Source organism: Serratia sp. Res13-Sevr-LER1-36-b (assembly GCF_015673035.1).
Lineage (GTDB): Bacteria > Pseudomonadota > Gammaproteobacteria > Enterobacterales > Enterobacteriaceae > Chania > Chania fonticola_C.
The window spans coordinates 1-18,147 of the sequence record NZ_JADACK010000043.1; the positions used below are offsets into that span (position 1 = coordinate 1).

The 18,147-nt window shown below is 56.8% G+C and carries 17 protein-coding genes; 10 read left to right on the forward strand and 7 right to left on the reverse strand.

Features of this window, described 5'->3' with window-relative positions:
* Window positions 1–45 precede the first annotated feature (45 nt).
* Entirely contained in the window at window positions 46–1,077 is a 1,032-nt protein-coding gene (apbE, locus tag IMQ33_RS23795) for an FAD:protein FMN transferase ApbE (RefSeq protein WP_121607416.1), read from the reverse strand.
* 145 nt (window positions 1,078–1,222) lie between these two features.
* On the opposite strand from apbE, the gene IMQ33_RS23800 reads away from it, so the two are divergent.
* Complete coding sequence (locus tag IMQ33_RS23800) at window positions 1,223–2,338, forward strand: SLC13 family permease (protein ID WP_024486882.1); 1,116 nt, start codon at window positions 1,223–1,225, stop codon at window positions 2,336–2,338.
* On the opposite strand, the gene IMQ33_RS23805 is transcribed toward IMQ33_RS23800, so the two are convergent.
* Window positions 2,307–3,758: a PLP-dependent aminotransferase family protein gene (locus tag IMQ33_RS23805; RefSeq protein WP_370573023.1), complete on the reverse strand. Its 1,452-nt coding sequence runs from the start codon at window positions 3,756–3,758 to the stop codon at window positions 2,307–2,309. The two genes, IMQ33_RS23800 and IMQ33_RS23805, sit on opposite strands and share 32 nt — an antisense overlap.
* 92 nt (window positions 3,759–3,850) lie before the next feature.
* On the opposite strand from IMQ33_RS23805, the gene IMQ33_RS23810 reads away from it, so the two are divergent.
* The gene (locus IMQ33_RS23810; RefSeq protein ID WP_174334916.1) at window positions 3,851–4,303 is read left to right on the forward strand and encodes a rhodanese-like domain-containing protein; all 453 of its coding nucleotides are present in this window, start codon (window positions 3,851–3,853) and stop codon (window positions 4,301–4,303) included.
* Here the strand turns inward: IMQ33_RS23810 and flk are convergent.
* On the reverse strand, window positions 4,300–5,325 hold the full coding sequence (flk, locus tag IMQ33_RS23815) for a flagella biosynthesis regulator Flk (protein ID WP_196062799.1): 1,026 nt from the start codon (window positions 5,323–5,325) through the stop codon (window positions 4,300–4,302). The two genes, IMQ33_RS23810 and flk, sit on opposite strands and share 4 nt — an antisense overlap.
* A gap of 180 nt (window positions 5,326–5,505) precedes the next feature.
* Here flk and IMQ33_RS23820 point away from each other — a divergent pair, with 180 nt between their 5' ends.
* The 4 genes from IMQ33_RS23820 to IMQ33_RS23835 are packed head-to-tail and all read left to right on the forward strand — an operon-like array spanning window position 5,506 to window position 9,166.
* A complete protein-coding gene (locus tag IMQ33_RS23820) occupies window positions 5,506–5,874 on the forward strand; it encodes a copper resistance protein (protein WP_196062800.1) in 369 nt (122 codons plus the stop codon).
* Window positions 5,875–5,923: 49 nt separating this feature from the next.
* A complete protein-coding gene (locus tag IMQ33_RS23825; RefSeq protein WP_196062801.1) occupies window positions 5,924–7,957 on the forward strand; it encodes a protein-disulfide reductase DsbD in 2,034 nt (677 codons plus the stop codon).
* A complete protein-coding gene (locus IMQ33_RS23830; protein WP_065683064.1) occupies window positions 7,957–8,673 on the forward strand; it encodes a DsbA family protein in 717 nt (238 codons plus the stop codon). Before IMQ33_RS23825 ends, IMQ33_RS23830 begins: the two co-directional genes overlap by 1 nt.
* Window positions 8,666–9,166 (forward strand): protein disulfide oxidoreductase, encoded by a 501-nt coding sequence (locus IMQ33_RS23835; RefSeq protein ID WP_161713985.1) that lies wholly within the window; start codon window positions 8,666–8,668, stop codon window positions 9,164–9,166. The genes IMQ33_RS23830 and IMQ33_RS23835 overlap by 8 nt, the downstream gene beginning before the upstream one ends.
* Here IMQ33_RS23835 and IMQ33_RS23840 read toward each other — a convergent pair.
* Window positions 9,163–10,617 (reverse strand): PLP-dependent aminotransferase family protein, encoded by a 1,455-nt coding sequence (locus IMQ33_RS23840; RefSeq protein ID WP_065683066.1) that lies wholly within the window; start codon window positions 10,615–10,617, stop codon window positions 9,163–9,165. The two genes, IMQ33_RS23835 and IMQ33_RS23840, sit on opposite strands and share 4 nt — an antisense overlap.
* A 168-nt stretch (window positions 10,618–10,785) precedes the next feature.
* On the opposite strand from IMQ33_RS23840, the gene IMQ33_RS23845 reads away from it, so the two are divergent.
* A complete protein-coding gene (locus IMQ33_RS23845) occupies window positions 10,786–11,772 on the forward strand; it encodes a DMT family transporter (protein WP_074028069.1) in 987 nt (328 codons plus the stop codon).
* Between the two features lie 184 nt (window positions 11,773–11,956).
* A complete protein-coding gene (locus IMQ33_RS23850) occupies window positions 11,957–12,586 on the forward strand; it encodes a CatB-related O-acetyltransferase (RefSeq protein ID WP_065683068.1) in 630 nt (209 codons plus the stop codon).
* Window positions 12,587–12,665: 79 nt separating this feature from the next.
* Here IMQ33_RS23850 and IMQ33_RS23855 read toward each other — a convergent pair whose 3' ends face one another.
* Genes IMQ33_RS23855 through IMQ33_RS23865 form a run of 3 tightly spaced genes read right to left on the reverse strand, consistent with a single transcriptional unit; the run spans window position 12,666 to window position 15,623 of the window.
* Window positions 12,666–14,186: a tripartite tricarboxylate transporter permease gene (locus IMQ33_RS23855; protein ID WP_196062802.1), complete on the reverse strand. Its 1,521-nt coding sequence runs from the start codon at window positions 14,184–14,186 to the stop codon at window positions 12,666–12,668.
* Window positions 14,187–14,197: 11 nt separating this feature from the next.
* Complete coding sequence (locus IMQ33_RS23860; protein ID WP_065683070.1) at window positions 14,198–14,629, reverse strand: tripartite tricarboxylate transporter TctB family protein; 432 nt, start codon at window positions 14,627–14,629, stop codon at window positions 14,198–14,200.
* Window positions 14,630–14,642: 13 nt separating this feature from the next.
* Window positions 14,643–15,623, reverse strand: coding sequence for a tripartite tricarboxylate transporter substrate binding protein (locus tag IMQ33_RS23865; protein WP_021178586.1), 981 nt, complete (start codon window positions 15,621–15,623; stop codon window positions 14,643–14,645).
* Window positions 15,624–15,746: 123 nt separating this feature from the next.
* Here IMQ33_RS23865 and tctD point away from each other — a divergent pair, with 123 nt between their 5' ends.
* Together tctD and IMQ33_RS23875 are read left to right on the forward strand one after the other, a co-directional pair.
* Complete coding sequence (gene tctD / locus IMQ33_RS23870) at window positions 15,747–16,421, forward strand: transcriptional regulator TctD (protein WP_024530652.1); 675 nt, start codon at window positions 15,747–15,749, stop codon at window positions 16,419–16,421.
* Window positions 16,408–17,820 (forward strand): sensor histidine kinase, encoded by a 1,413-nt coding sequence (locus IMQ33_RS23875; protein WP_024530653.1) that lies wholly within the window; start codon window positions 16,408–16,410, stop codon window positions 17,818–17,820. The genes tctD and IMQ33_RS23875 overlap by 14 nt, the downstream gene beginning before the upstream one ends.
* Window positions 17,821–18,147 lie beyond the last annotated feature (327 nt).

The window sequence follows — 18,147 nt, forward strand, 5'->3', positions numbered from 1 at the left end:
TGGGAGAGGGTTAGGGTGAGGGGACAACATGGGAATCAAAACCCTTTACTGCACCAAAAATGCCTTAAACTGCGGCGTCATCGTCGCGCTGAAACCGTCATCGGTTTTGCTGATCAGATACACCGCCAGTCCTTTCTCTTCGGCCAGTTTCAGCGCTTTTTCCGTGCCCAGCACCATCAACCCGGTATCCCAACCATCGGCTTCCAACGCCGTAGGGGCAATCACCGTAACGGAAACCAGCTTATGGGTGATAGGCCGCCCGGTGACGGGATCGATCACGTGGGAATAGCGCTGACCGTCCTGCTCGAAGTAGTTACGATAACTCCCCGCCGTGCTGATGCCGTAGCCTTGCAAATCCACCAGCGCTTGCACCGCATTTTCCCGGTCAGTGGGCTTTTGGATTGCCACCCTCCAAGGCTTGTTCTGGCCATTCACGCCGCGTGATGAAACGGCTCCACCCACCGATACCAGATAGTTGGTGATGCCTTTGCGCGCCATCAACTGGACCAACTGATCCACGCCGTAACCTTCGCCTAGCGTGGAGAGATCGACATACATCTCCGGCAGATCTTTTTGCAGCCATTCACCCCGGCTGTCGCTCAGCAGTTTCAGATGTTGCAAACCAATATGCTGGCGAGCCGCGTCGATCTGCTGCTGGCTGGGGACTTTGACGGCCCGCTTATCCGGGCCGAATCCCCACAGGTTAACCAAAGGGCCGACGGTGATATCCATAGCACCTCCGGTATCACGGCCAATGCGCTGAGCGGTGAGGATGATATCGGCCATTCCACGGGGGATGGGCTGCGGCTCGGCAGTGGTGTTTTGGTTGAAGCGGGATAACACTGAATCGGGGCGGTAAGTGGAAATATCGTCGTTGGCCTGCTCCAGCAGCGCATCGATCTCCTGCTGCAATTGTTGTTTGCTCTCGGTGATAGTGCCGCTGACCTTTACGCTATAGAACGTCCCCATGGTTTTGCCTTCGATGTCGATCTGGGGGCGGGTGTTGGCATCGTTACAGGCGGCTAGCAGCATCAGCGCCGCGCTGAGCAGCAGCCTTTTGGCAATGGAATTGGCCATAGAAAATCCTAAAAGCAGGGAAAGACGACGGGTATAAAACAAAATACGATAAATGGAAAGGGCAACGTGCTTTTTTACTGGCGTAATTCAAGAGCTTCGGCTAACGTCGTTTTCCAGCCTTCGCTTGAAAAATAAGAGTAAATCCATGAGTTCAAATGCGCTGACCAGTTTGTTGAGGCCATTTTTGCATGACCGCTTCCTGCATGCGTTGCTGCTGATGGGGATGCTGCTGTACGCCATTGGGCCACAGCCGCTGAGGGCACTCTCTGGCTTTATCGATTGGCGCACCATTATGACCCTGCTGGGGTTGATGCTGCTGACCAAAGGCGTTGAGGTTAGTGGCTATTTTGATTTTATCGGCCGCCAGATTGTGAACACCCTGCAAAGTGAACGTTCACTGGCACTGTTTCTGGTGTGTGCTGCTGCGGTGCTGTCGTCGTTTCTCACCAACGATGTGGCGCTGTTTATCGTTATCCCGTTGACCATTACGCTGAAAAAGCTTTCTTCACTGCCGATAAGCCGCCTGATCATCTTCCAGGCACTGGCGGTTAACGCCGGGTCGTTGCTGACACCGATTGGCAATCCGCAGAATATTTTGCTGTGGAGCAAGTCTTCGCTGACCTTTATGGAGTTTATCGGGCGCATGGCACCGTTCGGCATTATCATGATGCTGAGCCTGCTGGTGGTCACCTGGTTCAGTTTCCCGGCGCGGAAAATTGTCAAAGCCCCTAACACCCAACCCTATCCTTATCAAATGCGCCTGTTGCTGGCCAGTGTCGCGCTGTATGTGGCCTTTCTGATCTGCTTGGATTTGGACGTGCCGTTGTATGGCATGTTACTGGTGTTTGCCGGTTTTCTGCTGTTGGCTCGCCAGGTGCTGCTGCAGATTGACTGGAGCCTGATCTTCGTATTTCTCGCCATGTTTATCAATATTGGCTTGCTGACCCAACTGCCAGCGCTGCAGCCGCTGTTTGACCAGATTGCCTCGCTGGCGGACGGCAGCGTATATGTGTTGGGGATCGCTTTATCCCAAGTGATCAGCAACGTCCCGGCGACCATTTTGTTGCTGAACTATGTGCCGTCCAGCGCCTTGGTGGCCTATGCGGTAAACGCCGGGGGATTTGGCCTGGCGATCGGCTCACTGGCGAACCTGATCGCCCTGCGGATGGCGGGGGAACGCCAGATCTGGCTGCGGTTCCATTACTATTCGATACCCTTCCTGGCATGGGCTACGTTGGTGGGGTGGCTGTTACTGGGTTAATTCGGCTCAACCGCTCCACGGCCAGGGTAATCTCCCCTGGCGTGAGGGCCGAGAACCCCAGTAACCAGCCGTCGCGTCTGGCGCTGGCGTTCTGATACTGGGTGGACAGGCCGGGGGTAATGACGCCTAACTGTTGCGCCTGTCGGGTCAGTTCTGCCTCTTGGCCCACCGGTAGCCAAACGCCGAGCTGAAGCCCGCCGCCCGCGTGTTGTGGCGTAGCAAAATGCCCCAGGTGCTGTGCTAGCTGCGTTAGTAGCCAATCACGGCGGCTGCGATAGAGTTGGCGCATGTAACGGATGTGGGCAGCAAAATGCCCTTGCAGAATAAACTCTGCCGTGACGGCCTGTGCCAACTGAGCGCAATGGCCGTCATATACCGAACGTGCGGTGGTAAACGCTGCCACCAATGCGGGGGGCACAATCAGATAGGCCAGCCGTAGCGAAGGGAACAGCGCTTTGGAGAAGGTGCCGACATACAGCACCGTACCGTGGCGATCCAGACCCTGCATGGCGGGCATCGGTTGGCCGTCATAGTGAAACTCGCTGTCGTAGTCATCCTCAATAATCCAACTTTGCGATCGCCGGGCCTGTTCCAATAGGGCCAATCGCCGTTCCAGGCTGAGTGCCACGCCGGTGGGGTACTGATGCGAAGGCGTCAGATAGATCAGGCGAGGGGGAGGCAACGAGCCGTCTGGCTGCAGCCCGGCCTCATCCACTGCCACCGGTACCAGATTGGCTCCCGCGCTGGTAAATGCGTTCTTGGCCCCGTTGTAACCAGGCTCCTCGACCCACACCACATCTCCGTTATCGATCAGCAAGGTGGCAATCAGCTGCAATGCCTGTTGGGAACTGGTCAGGACGATCACCTGTTCCGCGTCGCAGTTCACGCCCCGGGTTTGGCCGACGTAACCGGCAATGGCTTCACGCAGCGGCAAGTAGCCTTGGGGATCGCCATAACGCAGCAGCTTTTCCCCCTGTAGCCGCAGCCGTTGGGCGGTGAGCTGTTGCCACAGCTTCAACGGGAAGGCGCGCAGATCCGGTGAACCGGCAGCAAACGGTAGTGGTTGTTGTGGATCGCGGCAGCCACCGGTTTGCACAATCGCCAAACCGCGCTGTGAGAGCCGCAGTTGGCCGCTGGATTTGCGTATTGGCGCAGGCTTGGCGATCTGGATAGCGACAGAGGTGCCTTGGCCCACCCGACGATGTAGATATCCCTCGGCTTCCAACTGCGCATAGGCGGCTTCGGCGGTAACCCGGGAGATGCTCAGATCGGCCGCCAGAACCCGCGAGGAGGGCAGGCGCTGGCCCGCGCTTAACGTGCCGCTATGGATCGCCGTGCGCAACGTATTACACACTCGCTCACGTAGTGTGCCCGTCGCGTTATTCGCCTGTTGAAATAGCGTCAGCAATACCTGAGACATAATCGGTCTTATTACCTTGGCAAAATGGGTCTCAACCATAAGACCAAAATCAGGCACTATTGTCATCAACCTTAAGGCACTGGAGTTGCACTATGAACGTCTCTTCACTGGTATTGGCTTTTCCCCCGGCAGCGGCAGCACAAAGCCTGGATTATCTGGCGGCTAAGCTCAGCTTTTACGCCGACTCGGCGGACGTGGCGGAAGATTTGCGCAATGGCGTCAATGAGATTGTGGTGATCGATACCCGTGCCAGCGCGCTTTACTCCGCCGGGCATATTCCTGGAGCGCTGAGCTTTCCCCATCGCTTAATGGATGAAAGCAGCACCTCATCTCTCGATCGTGACAAGGTCTATGTCACCTACTGCGACGGTATCGGCTGTAACGGTTCCACCCAGGGGGCATACAAGTTGGCCAAGCTCGGTTTTCGGGTCAAAGAGCTGATTGGCGGGCTGGATTTCTGGCTACGCGATGGCCATCCGGTGGCCATCGGTGTTGAGCAGGGGACGATGCAGGGGCGGGATAAAGCACCGGAGTGCGGTTGTTAAAACAGCGCCCACAGTACCAATGCCAATACGATAACGCCGACAACCAGCGCCAAAGGCTTACTCAATACAGACTGTAAAGGCTGCGGCAGGGCGGCGATTAGCGGGTTAAGCAATGGCTGTGGCTGTTGGACGTCACTGTGTAGCGACGGAGCGTGGCCAGCCTTGTCCAGACGGCGGGTAAACAGTTGCTGGATCACGTCGTTTAGCTGCGCGTGGGTTAACGGCGTATTGAGGTTGCCGTTAAAGCGGTGCTGGCAATAGTCATTGAGCTGTTGCTGCTCCTGCTGGTCTGCTGGCTGTTTCAATACCGCCAGCAGGTTTTGCAGCGTCGGCGCCGTTTGTGGGCTGAGCGCCAATTTCACCTGCATAAACTGACTGAGCAGTTGAAAGTGGCGTGCGGGCAACGGATCGTTGATTTTTACCCCGACCAGATCGAACAGTGCCTGCCAGAGTTTGGCCGTTGTCTCGCCGGTAGCCGCGCTGAGCTTGGTGACCTGCAGCTGTAAGTGCTGATGTTCCGCAGGCAGCAGCGAACGATCGCTGGTGGCCGTTTGTTGCGGGTGAGGGATTGTCAGTTCGCCGGTTTGCAGCAGGTTCAACACTTGCTGGAGCTGTGGGTGGCTCAACTGGCTTAACACCGTATGGCCAAACTGCTGGCGGATGAAGTCGCTGACCGCCTGGCGGTTATTACCTTGTGGCAACAGTTCGGTGAGCTGTTGCAACAGTTGTCGGCTGGCATGGCTCTGTTGTGCCACGCCAAGGCGATTTTGCAGTAGCTGCTCCGCCGGTTGGAAATGGCGCGCCAACAGTTCGCTGTGGTTATCCGCCCCTAATTCATGACGCAGCGTGGCCCAGATCTCGGCGGATTTGGCCGGGCTGAGGGCCATGATCTTGACGATCAGTTTTTCCAACTGGGTGCGTTGGGCTGGGGAGAGCGGTTGATCGTCGGCAGGGGGTATTTTGCCTGCGGTCGGAGGGTGATCGGCTGCGCCAGGAGCGCCAGGTCCACTTAATGGTTGCATATCACCAGTCCTTCGCAGTGTATAAAATCGACATACCCGGCGAAAAGCACAGGCTTAATCGCTTATGATACCTGTAATTTCGTGCCATCAATACCGCCGCCAGACATTTCTTTACAGGCTAATCGTTGCTTATCCTATTTGCGCCGCTAAGATAGGCGCAGATATGGCATTGAGGGCGTGATGATAAATCGGCAGCGGATTGCAAAATGGTTTTTAACCCTGGCTTGCCTGGTGGTACTGACGTGCCTCACCCAGCGCATGGCGGGTTTGCATACCTTGCAATTAGCTCTTGGCCTGCCCACTGTCAGCGTTAGCCAATCTTCGGCCAGCGGTGATGAAGAGGCCACCACCACGACCCCTTGTGAGCTGAGTGCCAAATCGCTGTTGGCCTCTCCACCGGTGATGTTTGAAAACGTGCTGTTTGGCCTGGGGATGTTGCTGGTCCTGCTGGCTCCTATCATCGCTCCACGCCTGCCTTACACTCCCGTACGCGTTATTTCCCCCACCACCCTCAGGGTCCATCTGCGATTATGCGTGTTCCGTGAATGAGTTAATCCCTCGCCAAACCGAGTGACTAATTTATTTATGGAGAACAACTATGTGGAATATCATCAGGCTGGCGTTGGCTTGCCTGTTAGTGCTTTGGCTACCTGCGACACAGGCAGCGGATAGCGGCTGGCTGCAAAGCCCGCAGAACGATCATGCGCAAGTCAGGCTGCGTGCCGACACCAGCAACGGGGATGAAACCCGTGTGCTGCTTGCTGTCGAGCTAGAAAAAGGATGGAAAACCTACTGGCGCTCACCAGGGGAAGGGGGCATTGCGCCAGCAATCACCTGGCAGGGCAACCCACCACCGGCAACCTGGTTCTGGCCAACGCCGCAGCGCTTTGACGTGGCAGGGATCTCGACGCAGGGCTATCAGCAGCAGGTAACTCTGCCCATCGTGTTAAAGGGGGCTGTGCCACAGCAACTGGCGGGAAGGCTTACCTTATCCACCTGCAGCAATGTCTGCATCTTGACCGATTATCCGTTCAAACTGGATCTCACCGCTCCGGCTGATCCAAAGTTCAATCACGACTTTGCTCAGGCGATGGGGCAGGTGCCGATTGCCAGCGGGCTGGTGGACAGCCTGCGTGCCGGTTATCGCAACGGTGAGTTGCAGATTAGCGCTGAACGCACTGCGGGTTGGCAGCAGCCTGAGCTGTTCTTTGATACGGTGGCGGAGACCGATTTGGGCAAGCCAACGGTCAGCAGTGATGGCGAGAGCCTGCAAGCGCGAGTTCCCGTAAGTGATGGTTGGGGAGACGCAGCTCCGGATCTGCGCGGTAAACAGTTGCGGCTGGTTATCAGCGATGGTGGGATCGCTCAGGAGACTACGCTGACCATTGGCGGGCCGCTTGTTTTACCCTCCACCGCAGCTTTCCCCTTGTGGCAAGCGGTGTTGATGGCGTTAGCGGGCGGTTTCATTCTTAACCTGATGCCTTGTGTGCTGCCGGTACTGGGGATGAAGCTAGGCTCCATCTTGCAGGTTGAACAGCGCGATCGGCGTAGCGTGCGTTGGCAATTTCTGGCCTCTTCCTTGGGGATCGTGGTGTCCTTCATGGCGCTGGCCTTGTTGATGACGCTGCTGCGCCTGAGCAATCACGCGCTGGGCTGGGGGATCCAATTCCAAAACCCGTGGTTTATCGGTTTTATGGTGCTGGTGACGCTGCTGTTCAGCGCCAATTTGTTCGGCCTGTTCCACCTGCAACTCTCTTCCTCGTTGAATACCAAGCTGGCCACTCATAACGGGCGTGGCTTGAGCGGTCATTTCTGGCAAGGAGCGTTTGCCACGCTGCTGGCAACGCCTTGCTCGGCACCTTTCCTGGGAACGGCAGTCGCCTTTGCATTGGCGGCCCCGTTGCCGGTGCTTTGGGGTATGTTTGTGGCTTTGGGAATTGGTATGAGCCTGCCCTGGTTGCTGATTGCCGCATGGCCTACCTTGGCGTTACGCCTGCCGCGCCCTGGCCGCTGGATGAATGGGATGAGGCTGGTACTAGGTCTACTGATGCTGGTGTCTTCGCTCTGGCTGCTTAGCCTGATGACCAACCATATCGGCGTGAGACCGACTCTGATTGTCGGTGCCATCTTGCTGCTCGGTTTATTGCTGGCGGTGTGGCAACGGTTAGGTGCCCGGTCAGCGGGGATCGCGGCGGCAAGCGTCCTGGTGGTAGGCGGTTTGGCATTGCTGGTGGGATCGTTGACGGCCAACCAATGGCGACAGCCGTTACACGACAACATCGCCTGGCAACCGCTTTCTGAGCAGGCGATTGTGCAGGCGTTGGCCGACAACAAGCGGGTGTTTGTCGACGTGACTGCCGACTGGTGCGTAACCTGCAAGGCTAATAAATACAACGTATTGCTGCGCGACGAGGTGCAAAAAGCACTCAGCGCCGAGGATGTGGTGGCGTTGCGCGGTGATTGGAGCCGCCCGTCTGAAAGCATCTCGACCTTCCTGCAACAGCGCGGCAGCGTTGCCGTTCCCTTTAACCAAATCTATGGCCCCGGCTCGCCAGACGGCGAAGTGCTGTCACCGCTGCTCACCCGCGAAGCCGTTCTGCAAGCCCTGTCTACTGCCAAAGGAAACCAATAATGAACAAGTTCCTGATGTTACTGCTGCTGATTGTCACCCCGGTCTGGGCTGCGGCACCTTTCACCGCCGAGCAGGAAGTGCGGATCAAAGAGCTGATCCGCGAAACGCTGGTCTCTAACCCGGATATCCTGGCGGAAGCGGTTAACGCCTGGCAGCAGCAAACCAACGGCCAGCAACTCGGCCAGGCGATTGAGCAAAATAGCAAAATCCTGTTCGACGATCCTGCCAGCCCAAGATTGGGGCCCAAGAATGCCAAGCTGACGCTGGTGGCTTTCACCGATTACAACTGCCCGTACTGTAAGCAGTTTGATCCGATGTTGGAGAAGATCGTCAACAAATATCCCGATGTGGCGCTGGTGGTGAAACTGCTGCCGTTCAAAGGGGAAAGCTCGATCGCCTCATCACGGGTGGCGTTGACGGCTTGGGAACAGCATCCTGAACAGTTCTGGTCGTTGCATCAGCGCCTGATGGCGAAAAAAGGCTTTCATGACAATGCCAGCATCGCCGCAGCGCAAGAGAAAACTGGCGTTAAGCCGGTTGCCCCCAGCGAGCAGAGTATGACCTCGCTGCGCACCAATATGCAGTTGGCGGAACAGTTTGGCGTGCAGGGAACGCCTGCCACCCTGATTGGCGATCAGATGCTGCCGGGCGCGGTGTCTTATGAGGATCTGGAAGCGTTAGTGAAGCAGCAATTGGCGAAGGTAAAAAATGGCTAGGTTGCGGCGCTGGGCGCGCGAACTGCTGATTTTGCTGTTGCTCGTGCTGGGCGTGACGTTCGCCATGGACTGGTGGCGGGCCCCGCAGGCTCCCTTGACCTTTGACCAACACATGCTGGAAACCTTGGACGGAGAGCCGGTGTCATTGGCGCAACTCAGCCAGGATAAACCTTTGTTGGTCTATTTCTGGGCCAGTTGGTGCGGGGTTTGCCGCTTTACCACGCCTTACGTGGCCAAGCTGGTGGCAAACGGCGGTAACGTGATGACCGTGGCGTTGCGTTCGGGCAATGACCAGCAGGTTGAACAGTGGTTGGCGGCTAAAAAGTTGCAACTGCCGGTGGTTAACGATGAGCAGGGCAAGCTATCGGCGCAGTGGCAGATTGGCGTAACGCCGACCATCGTGGTGATCTCTCAAGGCAAGGTAGTGCAGAGCACCACCGGCTGGACCAGCTATTGGGGTATGAAACTGCGGCTCTGGTGGGCCAGCGTTTAATTCCCCATAACCTCAACAATCGCCCGGCAAAGCCGGGCGATCCCTTCGGTAATCAGCTCCGGCGTATTGGCGGCAAAATTCAATCGCAGGCCATGTGCGCCGTGCTGTTCCTCAACATAAAAGCATTCGCCACGGGCAAAGGTGACCCCCTGTTGCCAGGCTATTGGCATCAACGTTGTGGTGCTTACGGCAGGTGGCAGTTCCAGCCAGATAAACAGCCCTCCCGCTGGAATTTCAAACCGACAGCCCGGTGGCAGGTGCTCGCTTAATGCAGCCACCATAGCATCACGGTGCTGGCGGTATATCCTTCCCGCCCGGCGCAGCTGCTTGTCGTAGCTGCCAACGGTGACAAAGGCGTCCAGCGCGCGCTGGATCAGGTTAGAGCTGGTAAAGCTGTCGACGTGCTTGAGCCGCGAGAATTGCAGATACTGTTCGCTGTCCGCCACCAGATAACCGATGCGCATACTGGGCAGCAGCATTTTGGAGAAGGTACTGACATAAATCACCGTGCCAGCGGGAGCCATGGCGCGCAATGACGGCAGGCTTTTACCGTTGTAACGTAGATCGCCAACAAAATCGTCTTCCAGGATCACTATCCCGGCCTGCTGGGCCAACGCCAGCAAGCGGCTGCGGCGGGCTTCGCTCATACAGCGCCCGGTGGGGTTATTGAAATTGGGGATGGTGTAGATCATTTTGGGCTGATGCCGGGCGATCAGTTCCGGTAATTGCTCAACGCACATGCCATGACGATCGCTGGGCACTGGGACAATGTTGATCTGATGCAGGCGCAGCAATCCCAGAGCTTCTGCATAGGTAGGTTCCTCGACAATCACCGTATCCCCTGGGCGTAATAGCGTCTGGAAAATCAGGCTGATGGCGTGTTGCGAGCCGTTGGTGATCAGCACCTGTTCGGCCCGGGTGGGGATACCTTGCGCGGTCAGGATCCGGCTCAGCGTGTCACGCAGCGGATAGTAACCACAATAATCGCCATAGCTGAAGGCCTCTTCTGCATGACGGCTGAGGATCGACAGTAGGATCTTGCGGAACGCCTCAAGCGGGAACACCTTGGGGCTACCGACGCCTGCGGCAAAGTTGACGATGTGCTCCGGCAAAGGAATATCTGGATAACCGTCCAGACGCGATGTCGTGGTGGTGAAACGATCCGCAGGGAATAGCTCGCTGGATGCTGGCCGTTGCTGCATGGGGGCCGGTTGCAGGTGGCGGACATAGGCACCGCTGCCACGCCGCTGTTGTAACAATCCTTTGGCCGTCAGTTCGGCGTAGGCACTTTCCACCGTCAGGCGGCTGACCGAAAGCTCGGCGGCCAGGCTGCGCGTTGACGGCAATTTATCGCCATCGGCAAAGGTGCCGCCAAGAATGGCGCGACGCAGCGCTTCTTCGATCTGAAGATACAGCGGAATATCCTGCTGACGATCCAGTGGAATATGCATGAAATTGGCCCGGTCATATAAGTCTATTTTCACTATATCCCATAGTAACAAGGCTTGGCACCGATAAAAGTGGCCTGCATAACATCGTGGCAAAGTGGCTATGGTGGCAAAATCTGGCCGCGTTAAAATCTCCACCAGATGATTAAGCGGTGGAATTTTGAGGGTGTTATGTCGTTACCGTCGGGTGTTGTAGCAGAACCAGTTGTGGTCAGTGGTGGGATCCTGCGGGGAACCAACCAGGGTTACGTGATCGCCATAATCAGTGCAATGCTGCTGGCCTTCACCGCCATCATCATCCGCGCGCTGACCGAGTATTACCATCTACCGACGTTTGTGCTGGCCTTCTGGCGTGCGGCCCTGGTGGCCCTGGTGTTGTTACCTTTATTGCTGCTGTTCAAACCGCAATGGGCCTATCTGCGCCGTGAACAGGTGCCGTTCTACGCTGGCTACGGTTTGCTGTTGGCGCTGTTTAACAGCTTATGGACGTTGTCGGTAGCGCTCAATGGCGCCTCGGTGGCGACTATTTTGACCTACTGCTCGGTCGGTTTTACCGTATTCCTGGGCTGGATGATGTACAACGAACGCCTCAGCCTGCGCGAGTTGTTGGTGATTGTGGTCAGCCTGGGCGGCTGCTTCCTGGTCAGCAACGGCGACAGCATGGGCAACAGCCGGTTTGATCTGTTGGGGCTGATGGTCGGCATGCTGTCCGGCATTGGTTATACCTTGTATACCCTCGGCGGGCGTATCGCCAGCGAGCGGCGCTACCCGGTGTGGAATACCATCCTGTACGTATTCGGTTTTTCCGCCGTGTACCAGTGGTTGTTCAACACCTTGCTGACGTTTTTCCCCTTGGCGGCATTTCACGGTATGGCGGGGGACCTGTGGTTTCTGTCCCAAGGCGTTCAAGGCATTCAGTGGAGCGGCTGGTTGTTGCTGCTCACGCTGGCCGCCGGGCCAACGCTGCTGGGGTTTGGCCTGTATAATATCAGCCTGAAAACCCTGCCGCTGGCGGTGGCTAACCTGATCCTGTCGCTGGAGCTGGTATTTACCGCGGTCATTGCCTATTTCCTGTTGGGGGAAAACATGAACCAGTTGCAGCTACTGGGGAGCGCGTTGGTGATGGGCGGGGTATTGATGCTGAGAAAAGCCAAGTAGGCTTGGTTTTCTGCGCCAGTTTGTTACCATTGGCCGCGAAACAACAGGGTGCAAACAGAAAATGATCATTAATCCAAGGTTAAAACGAGCGCTTATCGCTTGATTGGGCAGTGTTTTATGAACGGAAAACGCTGCCACTGACATTACGTTCCGTGGCTCTTGCAATAAATTAAGAGAAGAAGCCATGACTGAGAAACACTGGTCACAAGTAGAATTACTCCACCAGACGGTAACCAACCCCAATATCCTGATCAAGGGAACCCACAGTTATTACAGCCATTGCTGGGATGACAGCTTTGAACGTTCCGTGGTGCGCTATTTGCATGGCGATGCGGTCAGCCAGCAGTGGGAGCCCCTGGGGCAACTAGACAGGCTGCACATTGGCGATTATGTCTGTATTGGTGCCGAAGCGGTGATCCTGATGGGCGGCAATCATACCCATCGTATTGATTGGCTGAGCCTGTATCCCTTTATGGAAACCATCCAGGCGTCTTATTTGCCTAAAGGTGATACCAGCCTTGGCGATGGCTGCTGGATCGGGATGCGGGCCATGCTGATGCCTGGTGTGACGATTGGCGAAGGGGCGATAGTTGCCGCCGGTAGCGTGGTGACTGCGGATGTCGAGCCCTACGCTATCGTTGGCGGTAATCCGGCCCGGATGATTAAACGGCGGTTCTCTGCGGAGACAATCGAGCGTTTACTCGCGTTGCAGATTTACGATTTGCCCGCTGAGGCGTTCGCCAACATCCAGCCTTTGTTGGCCAGCGATGATATTACGGCGTTGGAGCAAGCTGTTGAGGTTATACGCCAATAATAAGTCGGGCGGTTTAACCCGCCCGATTTTCAACCGGCTCACAACATCGGGGCGCTGCATGTGCAGCGCCCTTTTTGCATTACTCGACTTCCGTCGCTTCCCCAGTGATACGGCGGTGCTTGCGGAGTTTGCGCAGCAGTGGGGGTAACACCAACACCACGACGGCCAGCACCAACAGGCATTGGGCGATGGCACTGCTCCACAGAATGTCAAAGTTCCCATTGCTAATAGACAACGCCCGGCGCAGGTTTTGCTCCAGCATTTCCCCCAGCACAAATCCCAGGATCAGCGGCGACATCGGGAAGTGCATTTTGCGCAGGATATAGCCAAACACGCCTAGCCCCACCATTAGCAGTAAATCGAAGGTGGTGCTGTGCACCGCATAGACCCCTACTGCGGAAACGGCGGCGATCGCCGGTACCAGGAACCACAGCGGCACGGTCAGCATACGGGTGAACAGGCCAATCAACGGGATGTTCATGATCAACAGCATGACGTTGGCGATCAGCAGCGCGGCGATCAGCCCCCAAACGATATCCGGCTGTTCGGTGAACATTGCCGGGCCAGGGGTGATGTTATACAGCGTTAGTGCGCCCATCATGACCGCCGTAGTACCTGAACCCGGTACGCCCAGGGTCAGCATCGGGATAAACGAACCGCAGGCGGAAGCGTTATTGGCGGCCTCCGGCGCGGCGACGCCACGAATATCCCCTTTACCGAATGATTCACTGTTACCGCTGATGCGCTTCTCGGTCATATAAGTAAGCGCACTGGCAATGGTCGCTCCGGCACCGGGCAGAATACCGACGAAGAAACCGACAAAGGAGGATCTCAGGGTAGGGCCAACGCACTCGGCGGCCTCTTTACGGTTAAACAGCATACGGCCGGTTTTGCGGATCAGCTTCTGGCCCGTGCTGGTGCTTTCCAGCATCAGCAAAATCTCGCTGACTGAGAACAGCCCGATCACCACCACAATAAACTGAATGCCGTCGGAGAGGTGCACGCTGCCGAAGGTGAAGCGATACACGCCGGTATTGGCGTCCACCCCCACCGTGGCCAACCCCAGACCAATCAGTGCCGCCAGCAGAGATTTCAACGGATTCTGGCTCATCATGCTGCCAAGGCAGGCAATGGCAAAGACCATCAGGGCAAAGTATTCCGCCGGGCCAAACGCCAGCGACCAGCGGGCCAGCATCGGGGCGAACAGAATAATGCCGATAATGGCGACCAGCGAGCCGGTGAAAGAGCTGACAGCGGAGATCGACAGGGCAACCCCTGCACGGCCCTGTTGGGCCATAGGGTAGCCATCCAGCGCGGTCATGATTGCGGCAGCATCCCCCGGGACGTTGAGCAGGATCGAAGAGATCCTCCCCCCGTATTCACAGCCGATATACACGGTGGCCAGCAGGATCAAGGCCGATTCGGCGGGCAGCTTCAAAGCGAAAGCCAGTGGTAAGAGGATCGCCACGCCGTTGATCGGGCCAAGGCCCGGCAGCAGCCCGACGATGGTGCCCACGAAGCAGCCGATCAGGGCAATCATCAGGTTCTGGGGCAGCAATGCCACCTCGAACCCTTGTGTTAAATACATCCAGGTTTCCATTATCGCTCCCGTTAGCTCAGCCAAACGCCGAGTGGCAGTGTGACATCCAGTAAATAATCAAAGGCGTAGAACAGAGAAACGCCCATTACGGCACCTGAAATCAACGCGGCTTTGATGCTGGCCTGGAACAGCAGGCCAATGCTGAAAGTCAGCAGAGCCGTTGCCAGTGGGAAACCGAGCCACTCGAATCCCCAGGCGTACAGCACCAGCGTGATCACCAGCACCAGCAGGCGTTGCAGCACGTTTTTATGTGGCCACTCGACTAACTGTGGCCGACGCAACAGCAGCAAGGCGGCACACAGGGCCATCAGGCTCAGGATGGCCAAAGGGAAGGGGCGTGGCCCCAAAGGTTCGTAGCTGTATTCGCTCTGGATGCCCCAACCGAGAAACAGGCCGCCGCCGCACAGCAGTAGCCACAGAGCAGCAAAAATACGATCGCTCATGCCAATCCCCCGGTTATTTGGCCAGCCCGAACGCTTTGGCCTGTTCACGATACTGGGTAACCTGATTTTTCACGTAGGTATCCAATTCTTTGCCGGTCAGGTTGAATTCAAACAGGCCGCGTAGATCGCGCTGTTGTTTGAACTCCTCGGTTGCTGTCATGGTTTTGAAGGTGTCGATCCACCATTGATACTCGGCCTCGCTGACCTTTGGACCAAGGTAGAAACCGCGGATGATCGGCCACACCAGATTGAACCCCTGCTCCTTGGCTGTAGGGACGTTTGCCAGCTCTCCCGGCAGGCGCTCTTCGGCATACACTGCCAGCACACGAAGCTTATCTCCCTTCAGGTAAGGCACCATCTCGCTCAAATCGCCGGAGACCGCCTGAATGTGATTACCCAGCAGCGCGGTCACCGGCTCGCCGCCCCCTTCAAACGCCACATAGCGCATCTTGTGGGGATCTACGCCAACTTCACGGGCCAGCAGGGCGGTTTTCATCCAGTCCTGGCTGCCAATGGAGGCTCCAGCACCAAATACCACGCTGTTCGGGTCTTTTTGGAAGGCTGTCATCAAGTCTTTCAGCGTCTTGTAAGGCGAATCGGCACGTACGGCGATCATGCCGTAATCGGTACCCACTGCCGCCAGCCACTTAACATCATCCACGTTGTAGCGGCCAAACTTGCCTTGTGACAGGTTCAGCAGGGAACCGCCAGAGAACGCTACCACGGTGCCAAATTCGGCTGGCCGCTGGGCAACGATGGCGTTATAGGCAACGGCTCCCACGCCGCCGGGCATATAGGTGACGCGCATCGGCTTATCGATAGCCTTGGTTTCTTGCAAGGAGACCTGAATCAGTTTGCAGGTGAGATCGAAGCCTCCGCCGGGTTTGGCTGGGGCGATACATTCGGTGCGTTTTGGCGCTTCCACTGCGAACGCCTGGTTGGCGGCGAACAGCAGAACAGTGGCGGTAAGCGTACGGGTAATTATTGTTTTCATGACGTTTCCCCATCGGTTTTGTTTCAGTTTGTGAGAATCCCCGCTGACACGGGGTTGCCAAATTGTTAAAACATAAACCTTTCATTTACCTTTCAGCGACCGGGAAAGTTTACAGGATGTGATATGCGTCTCTTGTTAGTGGAAGATCACCCCGAACTGGCTCATTGGTTGCAGAAAGCCCTTACCGGCCTTGGGTTTGCGGTGGATGTGGCGATAGACGGCGTGGCGGCAGACCATCTGTTATTGCACGAGAGCTATGCGTTGGTGGTACTGGATGTCGCACTGCCCCGGCTCAATGGCCTGGATCTGTTGGCGCGGCTGCGTAAGCGTGGGCAGACTCTGCCAGTATTGCTATTGACGGCCCGTACCGAGGTGGCCGATCGGGTTAAAGGGCTGAATCTTGGGGCTGACGACTACCTCACCAAGCCCTTTGAACTGGATGAATTAGAGGCTCGCATCCGAGCGTTGCTGCGCCGCAGCGTTGGTGTGACGCAACAGGCGTTGCAATACGGTTTGCTGACCTATCACGACGAGGGCTACTTCTTGCTGGCAGAAAAACCCCTGTCGTTAACTCCCCGTGAGCTGGCGGTGCTGACCACCTTGATGCATCGCCGTGGTCGTCCGGTCGCCAAGCAGCAACTGTTTGAGCAGGTGTTTACGCTCTCTGACGAGGCTAATCCCGAAAGCATCGAACTTTACGTTCATCGCGTACGTAAAAAACTCCAGGGGAGCAACGTGGCGATCGTGACGTTGCGGGGTCTGGGCTACAGCCTGGAGCTGTGCGATGAGGTGGTTTAAAGCACCGCGTTCGTTGTTCTATCAGTTGCTGCTGTTCTTTGGTTTGCCGTTGCTGGCATTGGGTGGGATCTCAATCTACACCCACTATTTCAGCGCGATGAGTGCGGCGACGCTGGCCTACGATCGTACCTTATTGGCGTCGGCCCGCACGGTGGCGGAGAGGCTGGTGGTGCGCAATCAGCGCCTGGAGGTGGATGTGCCCTATGTGGTGCTGGACAGCTTCGAGCGCAATATGAACGACCGGCTGTACTATCAGGTGATATCCCCCGAGGGGCGGAATATTTCGGGCTATAACGATTTGCCCAAGATGCCGCCCTATATTCCTCGTTCCAACCTCTATCCGGCCCTGGTGCATTTTTACGATGCGCACTATCGCGGACAGCCAATCCGCGTGGCGGCGCTGTTCCAGCCGGTGAATGAGGGCGGGGTTATGGGGATGGCGACCATTCTGGTGGCGGAAACGCTGGAGTCGCGGCGCTATCTGGCACGGCAGATGTTGCTGGCGGCGCTGCTCAGCCAGGGGACAGTGGTGGTATTGACGCTCATTCTGGCTTACATCCTGTTGAAAAAGCTGCTGCAACCGTTGCGCAAGCTGTCCAGCATGATGCTGCGGCGCGAACCGGGGGAACTGACGCCTTTGCCAATGGTGTTGCCCTGGTCGGAAATGCAGCCGCTGCTGTTGGCATTCAACCGTTATATTGAGCGGTTGCGATTGATGGTGGCGCGTCAGGAACGTTTTAGTGCCGATGCCTCCCACCAGCTACGTACGCCGCTCACGGTTTTGAAAACCCAGGTAGGAGTGGCATTGGCCAGCGAACGGCCCGAGCAATGGCGTGAGAGTCTGGAAGGGATGAGCGCCACTCTGGACAGTACCGTCGCGTTGACCGATCGCCTGCTATACCTCTCGCGGCTGAAGGCGCACGAGCATCAGGCCGAGCGTAAGTTGCTGCCGGTTAATCTAGCGCAGGTGTTACGTGACGCCTGTTTTTCGCGGCTGCCGCAGGCCCGCAGCAAGCAGATCGATCTTGGCTACGAAGGAGCGGGAGTGTGTTGGGTGGGCGGTGAGGCGTTGCTGTTGGCGGAGCTTTGCGCCAACCTGTTGGATAACGCACTGAAATACACGCCAGCCAAGGGGATTGTGACCGCCCGTTTATTGATGGTGGATGGGCAGGGACTGTTAGAGATAGAAGACAGCGGGCCAGGCATTGCTCAGGATCAGACGGTCGCTGCGCTGCAACCGTTTCGTCGTTTGGATAACGTAGGCGATCAGCCTGGGGCTGGGTTGGGACTGGCATTGGTTAAAGATATTACCGCTTATCACGGCACCCGCCCGGAACTGCTGAGTTCTGACGCGCTAGGCGGTCTGTTGGTTAGGATACGCTTTAAGCTGTTGGGGTGAAAGGGGGCGTATTTCCCCCTCACCCCAACCCTCTCCCACAGGGAGAGGGAGCTGTTAGCCCTTACTCTGTTGGGAGAAAGAAGATCATCTCAGCAAAATTTGAGCGCCTCTCCATCCCAGATGAGTCAACTAATGCTCATGATTGATCACAGCACTTTCAAGCGAACTCGATCGGTCCTCCTGTGGGAGAGGGAGCTGTTTGCCCTTACTCTGTTGGGAGAAAGAAGATCATCTCAGCAAAATTTGAGCGCCTCTCCATCCCAGATGAGTCAACTAATGCCCATGATTGATCACAGCACTTTCAAGCGAACTCGATCGGTCCTCCTG